Source organism: Cupriavidus sp. GW821-FHT07C08 (assembly GCF_059419025.1).
Genome location: NZ_JBWKQZ010000005.1, coordinates 68,261 through 81,681, shown reverse-complemented (window position 1 = coordinate 81,681; position 13,421 = coordinate 68,261). Strand labels below are relative to the sequence as shown.

The following is a 13,421-nucleotide window of genomic DNA, read 5'->3' as shown; positions in this document are numbered from 1 at the left end:
TGCCGTCCCGGGGGAGGAAGACGTCATGAAGAAGCGGTCGATGCAGGGCATCCGCAGCGCCGGGTGCTCGACGTTGCTGTTGCTTGGAGGCCTAGCGCACGCCCAGACCACACTCGACGCGGGGCCACCCGCCGCCGGGCTGGAGTCCTTGCAGAACCAGCTGGCCGAGCAGGCCAGCCAGCTCGACGCCATGAAGCGCGCGCTTGCCGAGCAGGAAGCGTTGATCCGTGAGCTGCGCAGCGTGATCGGGCCGGAGGTGCTGTCCCGCAAGCGCGGCGGCGCCGGGCCCGGCGTCACGCCGATGGATAACGCCACCAATGCCGCGGCTGCCGCGGCCGGCGCCAGCGCGACGCAGGGCGTGCCCAACGCGGTCACGTCGCCGCAGGCGACCCAGGGTGACCAGCCGCCGCAGATGGTGGTGCAGCCGGGGCAGCCGCAGCAGGGCGAGTCGACGTACCAGCAGGTGGTCGCGGACGAGCCCGTGGGCAAGCCGCCCGAGCGCGATACTCGCCCGCCCGAAATCGCGCCGATCACGGAACAGCCGGGCGTGCTGACGGCGCAGGGCAAGCTCGTGATCGAACCCGGCTTCCAGTACGGCTATTCGTCGAACAACCGCGTGGCGCTGGTCGGCTATTCGATCATCCCGGCCCTCCTCATCGGCCTGATCGATGTGCGTGAGGTCAAGACCTCGACCTACATCCCATCGGTTGCGTTCCGCTACGGCATCACCAAGCGGCTGGAGATCGAAGCCAAGGTACCCTATGTGCATAGCTCCGGTTCCACCGTCAGCCGCGAAGTGTTCACCGGTACCGCAGTCGATCGCGTGTTCAATGCCAGCGGCAGCGGCATTGGCGATGTCGAGGCGACGGTGCGCTACCAGCTCAACTATGGCAGCGAGAAGCTCCCCTACTTCATCGGCTGGCTGCGCTACAAGTCGAATACCGGCAAGGACCCGTTTGAAGTCGTCACCGACTGCGTGACGCGCTGCGTGGGCAATGCCACCGGCACCGGGTTGCCGCTGGGGCTGCCAACCGGCACCGGCTTCCAGGCGATCCAGCCCGGCGTCACCTGGCTGCTGCCGACTGACCCGGCCGTGTTCTTCGGCACCTTCAGCTATCTGCACAACTTCGCGCGCGACAACGTGAGCCGCACCGTGCTGAACGGCGAGAAGGAACCGCTGGGCAAGATCGCGCCGGGGGACATCTTCGAGTTCAGTTTCGGCATGGGCCTGGCGCTGAACGAGCGCGCCTCGTTCAGTATTGGCTATGACCAGAGCATCATCTGGCCGACCAAGCAGAACGGCCAGACCGTGCCGGGTTCGGTGCGCGTGACGCAGGGCACCCTGCTGGTGGGCTACTCGTACCGCTTCAGCAACCGCTACACGCTGAACCTTTCAGTGGGTGCGGGGCTGACGCGCGACACCCCCGACCTGCAGGTGAATGTGCGCCTGCCGATCACTTTCTGACGCGCTTTTCTGCGCATTTCCGCGCGACGTGACGCGTGCCCCGCATATGCGGGGCACGCGTGCGCATCACATCCGCGGCCAGGGTGCGCAGGTACGGAAACGCGCCTTGCGCTGGCCCCTTGAACGGCGTACAAAGAAATAACCCCGCGCCGCCAGCGGTACTTTCTCACCAGGTTCAAACTCACCGGTGGTGCGGCCTGAAAAAGGAGAGAGACATGCGCAAACGCATCTTCTGGTTGTTGCCCGACCTGGCGAGTGCCCGTCGCACCATGGACGACCTGCTACTTGCCCGCCTCGAGAACAGCCACATCCACTTCGTGGCGCGCGACGGCTCCGACATGACGGGCCTGCATGAAGCCAACCTGTTCCAGACCTCCGACATCGTGCATGCCGCCGAGATGGGCCTGATGGTGGGCGGCGGCGTGGGCGTCGTGGCCGGCGTGGTGGTGGCGATGTTCCCGATTGTCAGCGACACCCCGCAGTGGGGCCTCGTCGGCGTGCTGGCGGTGCTGGGCGCGGTATTTGGCGCATGGGCCTCGAGCATGATTGGCAGCTCGGCACCCAACAGCCGGCTGCGTGCATTCGAGAAGGACATCGAGGCCGGCAAGATCCTGCTGATGGTTGACGTTCCGCGCAGCCGTGTCGAGGAAATCGAAACCCTGCTCGCAAACGCGCATCCGGAAGCCAGCTTTGCGGGGTTGGACCCGGCTGTACCGGCTTTCCCCTGAGCCATCGGCTTATCGCCGCTGGTTGTTGTTCAGCGCTGTCGCATCTCTTTCCGCGCGCCCTTGCGGCGCGCTCTGACGCGCATCATTTCGCGCGCCCCGGCTCACACCGGAACTGCCTGCGCGGTTCCGGTGTGATGCTGCTGCAACACTCCGATCTTTCCCGGTTTGCTCCCATGAGACGCATGCGGTAACTTGCGTGACGGCACACGGCCGTGCATGCCGTGCCGCAATAAAACGATGAAGTCAGCCGGACAGGCGCAGGGGGTCGAGACAATGAAAGCGAAATGGATCGCGTGCGGCATGCTGGCCGCCACGCTGGGATGGGCCGCGCAGACGGCCCTGGCGGAAACGGGCGTGACCCGCAATACCATCCGCATCGGCCAGTCGGCCGGCATCACCGGTCCGGTGGCCGGTTCGGTCAAGGAGCAGATCGCCGGCGCGCAGGTGTACCTGCGCACCATCAACGCCAGCGGCGGCGTGGCCGGGCGGCGCATCGAGCTGGTGACCCACGATGACGGCTTCGATGCCAAGCGCACGCCCGACAATGTGCGCAAGCTGATCGACGAGGACAAGGTGTTCGCGCTCTTCATGGTGCGCGGCACGCCGCAGAACGAAAGCATCCTGCCCATCATCGCCGCGCAGAAGGTGCCGCTGGTGGCGCCGCTGACCGGCGCCATCACGCTGCACCGGCCGGTGAACCGCTACGTGTTCAACGTGCGCGCCAAGTACCAGGACGAGGTGGCGCGTGCGATCAACCACCTGGCCACATCGGGCATGAGCCGCATCGGCATCTTCTACGCCAACGACGGCTTTGGCCGGGACGTGCTGGAAGGTTACAGCGCCGCGCTGCAGGCGCGCGGCGTGCAGCCGGCGGCGACGGCAAGCTTTGCCCGGCCCATGGGCGATATCACCCAGAGCGTGGCCGCCATGAACAAGGCCAACCCGCAGGCGGTATTGGTGATCGGCTCGGGCTCCGAGGCGGCGCGCATCATCCGCGAGCTGCGCCGCGCCGGCAGCGAGGCACAGTTCGTCACGCTGTCCAACAATGCGGCCGATTCCTTTATCCGTGAACTGGGCCCCGATGCGCGCGGGCTGATCATCACGCAGGTGGTGCCGGGCACCAACTCCAGCCAGATGACTCTGGCCAGCGAATACCGCAGCCTGGCCAAGCAGCAGGGCGTGGAGCCGTCCAACGCCGGCATGGAGGGTTTCATGTCGGCCAAGGTGCTGGTCGAAGGGCTACGCCGCGCCGGCCCCGACCTGACGCGCGAGCGCCTGGTCACGGCGCTGGAAGGCATGCGCGACTACGACCTTGGCGGCATCCTGATCAGCTACAGCGCCGAGCGCCATACCGGCTCGTCGTTCGTGGAAATGTCGATCGTCTCGTCCACCGGCAAGCTGATCCGCTGAATCCCGCGGGCAGGGGGGCTGCGGTATAGTCTTCCGCATGGCTACTCCTACCCCCTCCCCCGATTCCCGTACCCCGTTCTCGCTGCACGGCCGCGTGGCGCTGGTGACCGGCGGCGCGCAGGGCCTGGGCCTGGCGATTGCCGCCGGGCTGGCCGATGCCGGTGCCCATGTGCTGGTGGTGGCGCGCAATGCGCAGCGCGTGCAAGCGGCCGTCGCCGCGCTGGCCGCGCGCGGTGGCAGCGCCGAGGCGCTGGTGCTCGATATCACCGATGAAGCCGCCGTGGCGGCCGCGTTCGACCGCATTGACGCCGCCCATGGCCGGCTCGACATCCTCGTCAACAACGCCGGCGCGCGCAACCGCAGCACCATGGCGCAGCTCGATGCCGGCGACCTGCGCGCCATGCTCGAGACTAACCTGGTGGCGCCCTACACGCTGTGCCGGCTCGCGGCGCAGCGCATGCGCCGCGGCGACTACGGGCGCATCGTCAATGTGAGCTCGATCGCGGGCCAGGTCGCGCGCGCCGGCGACGTGCTCTACCCTGCCACCAAGGGCGCCCTGGACGCGCTCACGCGCGCCATGGCGGCCGACCTGGGGCGGCACGGCGTCACCGTCAACGCGATCGCCCCAGGCTACTTCGCCACCGAGCCCAACCAGGTCATGGTCGAGGACGAGGGCGTGGCCGAGTGGCTGCGCCAGCGCACCTCGCTGGGCCGCTGGGGCCAGCCAGAGGAAGTGGCGGGCGCGGTGGTATTCCTGGCGTCGCCGGCCGCATCCTATGTCACCGGGCAGGTGCTGGCCGTCGACGGCGGCTATCTCGGGCACTTCTGAGGCGCCGCCGGCAGCAAAGCGTACCCAATTCTGCGTGCCGTTCTAGCCGGGATTTCAGCGCCGCGCGGGCGGCTTGCCGCCGCGGTAGAACGCCTGCAGGCAGTCGATCATCGCGGCTGCCGCGGCCGAGTCGCCGCGGTCCTTGAGCCGCACCAGGCAAATATCGCGCACCAGCGACGGCAGCTGCAGCGGCCGGATCGCCAGCCCCTCGCGCCGGAACTGAAACAGCGCCAGCGACGGCACCGCGCTCACGCCCAGCCCCGCCTGCACCAGCGCCGCCACAGTCGCCAGGTGCTCCACCTCCATCACGCTGGTCAGGCGCAACGGATGCAGCGCGGCGTCCAGGTGCTGGCGCACGCTGGTCGTGCGCGACAGCTGGATAAACGGCAGGCCCGCCAGCATCTGCGGCGTGATGCGGCGCTTGCGTGCCAGTGGGTGGTCCGCCGGGCACACCAGGTGGAAGGTGTCGCGCACCAGCGGCTCCACGCGCAGGTCTTCGTCCTGGGCCGGCGCCGGGGCCAGCGCAAAGTCGGCGCGGCCCTGGCGGACCAGTTCGATGCAGCCGTCGGCGAGCTGGTCGAACAGCTCCAGCGCGATGCCCGGATACAGCGCGCGGAATTGCGCCAGCAGCGGCGGCAAGTCGCCGGCGGCCAGCGATGGCAGCGCAGCGATCGACACGCGCCCCTTGCGCCGCTCGGCGTGCGCGCGCAAGTCCTCGAACGCGGTTTCGAAATCGGCCAGCAGCCGGCGCGCGGTCTGCTCGAAGCGCACGCCGTCGCTGCTCAGCTCCACGTGCCGCGTGGTGCGTTCGAACAGCCGGCTGCCGGCCTGTTCCTCCAGCGTCTGCACCAGCGCGCTGAAGGCCGACTGCGACAGGTGGCAGGCGCGCGCCGCGCGCGTGAAGTTGCGGTAGGTGGCCAGCGCCACGAAGGCGCGCAGGTGCTTGACCGAGAGGTTCATGGGGGCCTGGTGCATTTATCCAGCAAATCGATAGATTAATCCAAATAATCCATTTTTTGGCTGGACGTCCCCGCCCTAGAATGGGATCGAGTCCACCAACAACCTGCCCCCGACCATGACTGCCCCCTTGCTGATCGGCTCCGGCGCCGGCTTCTCCGGCGACCGCACCGATGCCGCGCTGCCGGTGGTGCGCACGCTGATTGCCTCCGGCCAGCCGGCCGCGCTGATCTTCGAGACCCTGGCCGAGCGCACGCTGGCGCTGGCGCAGCTGGCGCGGCGCAACGATCCCGCGCAGGGCTACGAGCCGCTGCTCGATGCGCTGCTGGTGCCGGTACTGGGCCTGTGCCTGCAGCACCGCATTCCCATCGTCGGCAATTTCGGCGCCGCCAATCCGCGCGCCGCGGCGCGGCGCGTGCTGCAGCTGGCGCAGGAACTGGGCCTGCCCGCGCCGCGCGTTGCGGTAGTGGAGGGCGATGACCTGTCCGACGACGCGGGGCGCGCGCGCTTGCACGGCATTCTTGGCGATGCCTTTGACGCCGATCGCTTCGTCTGCGCCAATGCCTATATCGGCGCGCAAGGCATCGCCGAGGCGATCGCTGCCGGTGCCCAGGTGGTGGTGTGCGGGCGCGTGGCCGATCCGGCGCTGGCCGTGGGGCCGGCGATGGCGCACTTCGGCTGGTCGTGGGATGACTGGGACCGCCTGGCCGCCGCCACCATGGCCGGCCACCTGCTGGAATGCGGGGCGCAGGTCACCGGCGGCTACTTTGCCGATCCCGGCATGAAGGACGTACCCGATGTGCATGCACTGGGCTTCCCGATCGCGCAGCTCGATGCCGACGGCGGCATCGAGATCTTCAAGGCCGCGAATACCGGCGGCTGCGTGGACCTGCGCACGGTCAAGGAACAGCTGCTGTATGAGGTCCACGATCCGGCCGCCTACCTGACGCCCGACGTGGTGGCCGACATCGGCGCCGTCACCGTGGCGCAGCTGGGTCCGGACCGGGTGGCGGTGCGCAATGTGCGCGGCCACCCCCGGCCGGCGCAGCTCAAGGCCAATGTGTTCAGCCACGGCGGCTGGCTGGCCGAGGGCGAGATCTCATACGCCGGCCCCAATGCCGCCGCCCGCGCGCGGCTGGCCGCCGACATCCTGCGCCGGCGCATGCAGCTGCTGGGCCACGACGCGCCCATCCGCTTCGACCTGATCGGCGTGCTCAGCGTGCTGGCTGACGATGGCGGCGCCATGTTCGCCCGGCGCCAGCCGCATGAGCAAGCGGCGCAGGACGTGCGCCTGCGCGCCGCGCTGGCGCATGACGACCTGGCGGTGGCGCAGGCCCTGCAGCGCGAGGTCAATGCGCTCTATACCTGCGGCCCGGCCGGCGGCGGCGGCGTGCGCACCGCGCAGCGCGCGCGCCTGAATGCGGTGTCGTGCCTGGTGCCGCGCGAGGCCGTGACGGCCGCGCATAGCTTTATCGCCTGAGGAGGTCCGACCATGACTGACACTGCTGCGCTCTACCAGTTCGCCCACGGCCGCACCGGCGACAAGGGCAACCGTTCCAACATCAGCGTGATCGCCTACGACGCGCGCGACTACGACCACCTGATCGCGCACGTGACCGAAGACGCCGTGCGCGCGCTGTTCCGCGAGCGCCGGCCCACGTCCGTCACGCGCTACCTGGTGCCATCGCTGCAGGCGATGAACTTCGTCCTCGACGGCGTGCTCGATGGCGGCGTCAACGACGCGCTCAACCTCGACACGCACGGCAAGGCGCTATCGTTCCGCCTGCTGCAGCTTGAGATCCCTGTGCCGCCGCGGCTCGCGCCCGGCACCGCGGATAGCCACTGATCCATCGCTTCACACCGACAACAACTTCTACAGGAGACCACGATGCACCCATTTCTCAAGCCACTGGCCGTTGCCGCGCTTGCGCTGGTCCTGCCCGCGGGGCAGGCCTGGGCCGAGTTCCCGGACAAGCCGATCCGCTTCGTGGTGCCGTTCGCGGCCGGCAGCGCCACCGACCAGCTGGCGCGCGCCATCGGCCAGGCCATCACCGTGGACAGCAAGGCCACCGTGGTGGTCGACAACAAGCCGGGCGCCAACGGCTTCATCGCCGCGTCGGACGTGGCCAAGGCCGCGCCGGACGGCTACACCGTGCTGATCAGCACCAACACCACGCATGCGGCCAACGAGCACCTGTTCAAGAAGCTGCCCTACGACCCGGTCAAGGACTACGCGCCGATCACCGCGCTGGGCCGCGGCGGCCAGATCATGGTGGTCAACCCGCAGGTGCCGGCCAAGACCGTGGGCGAGTTCATCGCGCTGGCAAAACAGCAGCCGGGCAAGCTCAGCTTCGGCAGCGGCAGCTCGTCGTCGCGCGTTGCCGGCGAGCTGTTCCAGCAGATGGCGCATGTGGAGTTGCTGCACGTGCCGTACAAGAGCAACCCGCTGGCCATCACCGACCTGCTCGGCAACCAGATCCAGATGATGATCACGGACACGGCCACCGGCCTGCCGCAGGTCAAGAGCGGCAAGCTGCGCGCGCTGGGGGTGTCGGGCAAGACGCGCTCGCCGCTGGCGCCGGACGTGCCCACCATCGACGAAGCCGGCGTCAAGGGCTACGAGATGAGCTACTGGTTCGCGGCCTATGCGCCCGCCGGCACGCCGCAGCCGGTGGTGGCGAAGCTCAATGCGATGATGGTCAAGGCCGCGCGCGGCGATACTGCGGCCGGCTTCTACAAGTCGACCGGCACGGAGGTGTTCACCAGCACGCCCGCGGAGCTGGCGAAGTTCCAGTTGCAGGAGTCCGGCAAGTGGGGGCGCATCATCAAGGCGGCGAATATCCAGCCGGAGTGAGCGCGGGGCAGCGCAAGCTCCCATGCATGGAAAACGGGGCCAAACGGCCCCGTTTTTTACGCAGAAGTAGGTACGCTTTGGTGCTTCCGGCCTTGATGGACAAGGGCCGGCTAAGATATGTCCTGGCCGCGCGCCTTGCGGCTCCGGTCTTCTCCTCGACAACACCAACCAGAACAGGAACAGGATATGAAGCAGCAGTCCGTGGTGTGCCATGCAACCTTACGTCCGGGCCGTCGCCCGGTGCTGCGCCAGGCCGTATTGCGTGCCGCCATCGCCGTCACCATGGGGGCCGCCTTGCTTCCCGCCATCGCCACTGCGCAGACCACCACGCCGCCGGCGCAGCAGAAGACCCAGGTGCCGGGCTACTACCGCATGATGGTCGGCCAGCTCGAGGTCACGGCGCTCTATGACGGCTACATCGACCTGGACCCGAAGATCCTCAAGTACACCAGCGCGCGCGAGGTGCAGAGCCTGCTGGCGCGGATGTTCGTCGAATCGACGCCGGGCATGCAGACCGCGGTCAACGCCTACCTGATCCATACCGGCAGCCACCTGGTGCTGGTCGATACGGGCGCGGCTGCCTGCTTCGGGCCCACCCTCGGGCGCATCGGCGAAAACCTGCGGGCGGCGGGCTACGCGCCGGAACAGATCGACACCGTGCTGCTGACCCACCTGCACGGCGACCACGCCTGCGGCCTGGCCACCGACGGCAAGGCGGCGTTCCCGAACGCAACCGTCTATGTCGACAAGGCCGATGCCGACTACTGGCTCAGCGAAGCCAATGCCGCCGCCGCGCCGAAGGAGGCGCAGGGCCTGTTCGCCATGGCGCGCGCCGCGGTCGCGCCGTACCAGGCGGCGCAGCGCTTCCGACCCTTCAACGGCGGCGCCGGTGTCGAGCCCGTTCCCGGTGTGCGTGCGGTGCCGGCCAATGGCCATACGCCGGGCCACAGTGGCTACCTGTTCACCTCGGGCAAGGATAGCCTGCTGTTGTGGGGCGACATCGTGCACAGCCATGCGGTGCAGTTCCGCCGCCCGCAGGTGGCGATCGAGTTTGACGTGGACAGCCACCAGGCCGTGATCACGCGCCAGCGCATCCTGGCCGATGCCGCCAAGGGCCGGCTGTGGGTGGGGGGCGCGCATATGCCCTTCCCGGGCCTTGGCCATGTGCGCCGCGATGTGGCCGGATATGCGTGGGTGCCGGCGGAATTCGGGCCGATCCGCAACGACCGCTAGCCGACCACGCCGGGCCGTCGCTTTTTCGCCTAGAGTCATCCCAGCGGTCCGTATGACGTACGGTACGGATGGTCGTGTCCACTGCGGAGGATTTGCGATGAACGCCAGGGCATCCCGCTTCGATCCTGCCCGCCGCCGCTGGCTTGGCGCCAGCGCCGCGGCCCTGGTGCTGGCCGCGCCCCTGCCGCGCGCCGTGCGCGCCCAGCCTGGCCCGGCGGCCGGCCGCGAGGCCGCCGCGCAGCGCATCGGCGTGATCGGCTCGGGCCGCATCGGCGGCACCGTGGGCGGGCTGTGGGTCAAGGCCGGACACCCGGTCCTGTTCTCGTCGCGGCACCCGGAGGCACTCAAGCCGCTGGTCGAAGAATTGGGTACGCTGGCGCGCGCCGGCACCGTGGCCGAGGCAATTGCGTTCTCTGACGTGCTGTTCCTGGCCACGCCCTACGGCGCGCTGCCGCAGCTCAGTCGCGACCATGCCGAGGCCTGGCGGGGCAAGATCGTGCTTGATGCCACCAACGCCTATGAGCACCGCGATGGCCCGATCACCGAGGAGGCCAGGCGTGACGGCATCGGCATCACCACCGCGCGCTACCTGCGCGGCGCGCGCGTAGTGCGGGCCTTCAACTTCATGGGGGCGGCGCAGTTTGCCAGCGAGCATCACCGGGCGGGCGGCCTGGTGGCGGTGCCCATCGCCGGCGACGACAAGGCCGCGCTCGACGTGGCCGCGCAGCTGGTGCGCGACGCGGGATTCGAACCGGTGGTGGTGGGGCCGCTGGCGAGCGCGGATCGCTTCGCACCGGGCGGGTCGCTGTTCCGGCAGGTGGGTACGGCCGAGGAGTTCCGGCGCAAGATGGGCGCACGCTGACGCTGCGCCCGGGGGTGCTGGCGGATCAGGGCCGGCGCCGCTCCATTGCCACCATCGACGGCGTGAAGCCGAGCTGGCCGAAGAATGCGGCTTCGGAGGAACGCGCCGCGCGCAGCATCCAGGTGATGTCGGGGTCGTTGCCCACGATGTGCCGCACCAGGGCGCGGCCGATGCCGCGCCGGCGGTGGCTGGGCGCGACGGCAACCATCGACAGGAAGCCGTCGCAGACGTCGTCGCACAGCGCGCGGGCAAAGCCGACGATCTCGCCATGCTCCACCGCCACGACCACGCGTTGGGAGTTGGCCACCAGCCGTGCGAATTTCTCCGGGCCGCCCACCCGGTGGGCCCAGCCGTTGGCGATCAGTAGTTGTCTGGCTGCCTCGATGTCGTCTGGCAACAGGTTACGGATTTCCATCGGCGGCTCTCCCAGTAAAGCGTGTACGGCCCCTCGCCGCCCCTTGCCACGAGGGGCGCCGCGAGTCGAGAACAGCACGGGAACCCGTGCTGCGCAATTGGCGGAGTGTAGCGAGCGGGCGCGGGCGCGTCAATTTGGCTTCTGGCGGGGTCGGGTGCTGCTCACGCCGGCGCGCCGGCGCGGTATCATGGCCTCCATGAACGCCCCCGTCTTTTCCTCCGCACATCCGGCCGACCAGCTTGCCGAGTTCACCGACGCGGATGCGGCGATCGCACGCATCCGCGACATCTACGAAGCTTCGGTCGGCGCCGTGCGCGCGCGCTTCGACGCCTTCGCCAGCGGCAAGCCGCTGCCCTCGGCCGCGCATGCGTGCTATCCGTACCTGGGCATCTCGGTCAACATCGAGACCATGGTCACCGACAGCCGGCCGTCATGGGGCACCGTGGCCTACCCGGGCGTGTATGGCACCACCGTGACCCGCCCCGACCTGCTGGCGGACTACTACCGCGACCAGATCGAGCGGCTGATGCGCTATCACCGCGTGCCGGTGGTGGTAGGGCTGAGCCGGCGCCCGATCCCGCTGCCGTTCGTGATCGAGGCTTCGACCACCGACATCAGCTACACCCAGGCGCGCGAGCTGGAGGCATCGTTCGTGCTGCCCGAGCTGAGCCGCATCGACGACGGCATCGCCAACGGCACCTATGAGCCGATTCCGGGCGAGGCCTGGCCGCTGTCGCTGTTCCCCGCCGAGCGCGTGGACCTGGCCCTGCAGCGGCTGTACCACTACACCGGCACGGCACCGCAGCATTTCCAGCGCTTCGTGCTGTTCACCAACTACCAGCGCTATGTCGACGAGTTTGTCGAGCTGGGCCGGGGCCTGATGGCCAGCAGCGACGGCGGCGGCTACACCCGCTTTGTCGAGCCCGGCGACGTGATGCAGGAACTGGGCGGCGCGGAACCCGACGACGCCTCGCGCCCGCGCGCGCTGCCGCAGATGCCGGCCTATCACCTGGTGCGCGAAGACAAGCTGGGGGTGACGCTGGTCAATATCGGCGTGGGCCCGTCCAACGCCAAGACCATGACCGACCACCTGGCCGTGCTGCGCCCGCATTGCTGGCTGATGGTGGGCCACTGCGGCGGCCTGCGCCGCTCGCAGCAGCTGGGCGACTACGTGCTGGCGCACGCCTATGTGCGCGACGACCACGTGCTCGACCACGACCTGCCGCCGTGGGTGCCGGTGCCGCCGATCGCCGAGATCCAGGTGGCCCTGCAGGAGGCCGTGGCGCGCGTGACCGGGCTGTCCGGCAACGAGATGAAGACCCGCATGCGTACCGGCACGGTGGTCTCGACAGATGACCGCAACTGGGAACTGAAGTCCAAGTCGCTGTATGCGCGCTTCAACCAGTCGCGCGCGATTGCCATCGATATGGAAAGCGCGGCGGTGGCGGCCAACGGCTTCCGGCTGCGCGTGCCCTATGGCACGTTGCTATGCGTGTCGGACAAGCCGCTGCATGGCGAGCTCAAGCTGCGCGGCATGGCCAACGCCTTCTATCGCCAGCGCGTCAGCCAGCATATGACCATCGGGCTGGAGGCGATCCGCATCCTGCGTGAGAACGGGGTGGAGCAGCTGCATTCGCGCAAGCTGCGCAGCTTTGATGAGCCGGCGTTCCGGTAGGTCCGCATCCTCGCTCATCCGGAAAAGCAAAAGGCCGGCGCCTGATTGGCGCCGGCCTTTTGCATGGCACTGCAGGATCAGAAGCGATACCCCACACCCATGCTGAACAGCCACGGATCCAGGTTCACCTTGGACACCTTGACATCGCCGGCCTTCACATCGCTCGACAGCCAGATCTTCTTGATGTCGGCGTTCAGGAACCAGTTCTTGGTCAGCTTGTAGTCCATGCCGATCTGCAGTGCGGGACCGACGCTCCAGCTATCGAGCTGCAGCGCGTTGTTGGCAATGTTCTCGCCCCAGATGCGGGTGAAGTTCAGGCCCGCGCCGATATACGGGCGGAAGGTGCCGTTGGGGATGAAGTGGTACTGCACCAGCAGCGTCGGCGGCAGATGCTTGAAGGTGCCGACCTTGTTGCCGTCCAGGTAGACGTTCTGCTTCTGCGGCACGGTCAGCACCAGTTCGGCGGCGATGTTCGGCGTGAAGAAGTAGGTGACGTCGAACTCGGGAATCCACTTGTTGTTGACCGTAATGCGGTCCGACGGGCCGACGCCGCCGACGGGGTCGGAGCTCTTGGCCATGTCGAGATAGGTGCCGCGCAGGCGCACCATCCAGTTGCCCTGGGCATCGTCCGCGGCGGCGGCAGGGGTGGCGAAGGCGCCCAGCATGGCGCAGGCGGCGATGGCGGAACAGGTGACCCGGGTGCGAAGAGAGAGTGTTTTCATGAGGTTCTGCTTGGTCTGGTATCAAATCCGGGCCCAGTTTGGCCGAGCAGGCCGGGCTGAGCTTTGACCCAAAACAAGTAGCGGGGAACGGGGCTAGCTGCGTCGCGCAGGCGCTACAGCGAGGGAGGGCGCCGCGGTGCCAGCTGCGCCGACGCTTCTAAACACATGCGGAATTATTCGTGGCGCGGTGCGATGCTGCCCCTTACGCTGTGCGAAAGATCCGAGCACGCCAGCAGCGTGTGCGGATCGGCACCGAGCATGTCGTGGGCGT

Annotated in this window: 13 protein-coding genes; 10 read left to right on the top strand and 3 right to left on the bottom strand. The window is 68.4% G+C overall.

Going from position 1 to position 13,421, the window contains the following annotated elements:
* Nucleotides 1-25 precede the first annotated feature (25 nt).
* The 4 genes from AC07UK_RS08685 to AC07UK_RS08670 all read left to right on the top strand — a co-directional run bounded on the left by AC07UK_RS08685 (nt 26) and on the right by AC07UK_RS08670 (nt 4,432).
* Nucleotides 26-1,465, top strand: coding sequence for an acetate kinase (locus tag AC07UK_RS08685; RefSeq protein ID WP_013951777.1), 1,440 nt, complete (start codon nt 26-28; stop codon nt 1,463-1,465).
* A 215-nt stretch (nt 1,466-1,680) separates the two neighbouring features.
* Entirely contained in the window at nt 1,681-2,193 is a 513-nt protein-coding gene (locus AC07UK_RS08680) for a hypothetical protein (protein WP_013951778.1), read from the top strand.
* Nucleotides 2,194-2,466: 273 nt separating this feature from the next.
* Nucleotides 2,467-3,603 (top strand): ABC transporter substrate-binding protein, encoded by a 1,137-nt coding sequence (locus AC07UK_RS08675; RefSeq protein ID WP_436224481.1) that lies wholly within the window; start codon nt 2,467-2,469, stop codon nt 3,601-3,603.
* Between the two features lie 37 nt (nt 3,604-3,640).
* Entirely contained in the window at nt 3,641-4,432 is a 792-nt protein-coding gene (locus AC07UK_RS08670; protein WP_494685843.1) for an SDR family oxidoreductase, read from the top strand.
* A gap of 54 nt (nt 4,433-4,486) precedes the next feature.
* On the opposite strand, the gene AC07UK_RS08665 is transcribed toward AC07UK_RS08670, so the two are convergent.
* On the bottom strand, nt 4,487-5,392 hold the full coding sequence (locus tag AC07UK_RS08665; protein ID WP_436225347.1) for a LysR family transcriptional regulator: 906 nt from the start codon (nt 5,390-5,392) through the stop codon (nt 4,487-4,489).
* A gap of 115 nt (nt 5,393-5,507) precedes the next feature.
* On the opposite strand from AC07UK_RS08665, the gene AC07UK_RS08660 reads away from it, so the two are divergent.
* The 5 genes from AC07UK_RS08660 (at nt 5,508) to AC07UK_RS08640 (ending at nt 10,338) form a co-directional block, all read left to right on the top strand.
* A complete protein-coding gene (locus tag AC07UK_RS08660; RefSeq protein ID WP_494685842.1) occupies nt 5,508-6,869 on the top strand; it encodes an acyclic terpene utilization AtuA family protein in 1,362 nt (453 codons plus the stop codon).
* Between the two features lie 12 nt (nt 6,870-6,881).
* Nucleotides 6,882-7,235 (top strand): AtuA-related protein, encoded by a 354-nt coding sequence (locus tag AC07UK_RS08655; RefSeq protein ID WP_436224478.1) that lies wholly within the window; start codon nt 6,882-6,884, stop codon nt 7,233-7,235.
* Nucleotides 7,236-7,277: 42 nt separating this feature from the next.
* On the top strand, nt 7,278-8,243 hold the full coding sequence (locus AC07UK_RS08650; RefSeq protein ID WP_436224477.1) for a Bug family tripartite tricarboxylate transporter substrate binding protein: 966 nt from the start codon (nt 7,278-7,280) through the stop codon (nt 8,241-8,243).
* Nucleotides 8,244-8,429: 186 nt separating this feature from the next.
* Nucleotides 8,430-9,476, top strand: a complete 1,047-nt coding sequence (locus tag AC07UK_RS08645) for an MBL fold metallo-hydrolase (RefSeq protein ID WP_436224476.1) — start codon at nt 8,430-8,432, stop codon at nt 9,474-9,476.
* Between the two features lie 97 nt (nt 9,477-9,573).
* A complete protein-coding gene (locus AC07UK_RS08640; protein ID WP_494685841.1) occupies nt 9,574-10,338 on the top strand; it encodes an NADPH-dependent F420 reductase in 765 nt (254 codons plus the stop codon).
* Nucleotides 10,339-10,363: 25 nt separating this feature from the next.
* Here the strand turns inward: AC07UK_RS08640 and AC07UK_RS08635 are convergent, their stop codons facing one another.
* Nucleotides 10,364-10,753: a GNAT family N-acetyltransferase gene (locus tag AC07UK_RS08635; RefSeq protein ID WP_010814084.1), complete on the bottom strand. Its 390-nt coding sequence runs from the start codon at nt 10,751-10,753 to the stop codon at nt 10,364-10,366.
* Between the two features lie 187 nt (nt 10,754-10,940).
* Between AC07UK_RS08635 and AC07UK_RS08630 the strand changes: the two genes are divergently transcribed.
* Nucleotides 10,941-12,428 carry an AMP nucleosidase gene (locus AC07UK_RS08630; RefSeq protein ID WP_011616336.1) on the top strand — a complete coding sequence of 496 codons (1,488 nt, stop codon included), beginning with the start codon at nt 10,941-10,943 and terminating at the stop codon, nt 12,426-12,428.
* A gap of 77 nt (nt 12,429-12,505) precedes the next feature.
* Here AC07UK_RS08630 and AC07UK_RS08625 read toward each other — a convergent pair whose 3' ends face one another.
* The gene (locus AC07UK_RS08625; protein WP_153954331.1) at nt 12,506-13,150 is read right to left on the bottom strand and encodes an OmpW/AlkL family protein; all 645 of its coding nucleotides are present in this window, start codon (nt 13,148-13,150) and stop codon (nt 12,506-12,508) included.
* Nucleotides 13,151-13,421: the final 271 nt, after the last annotated feature.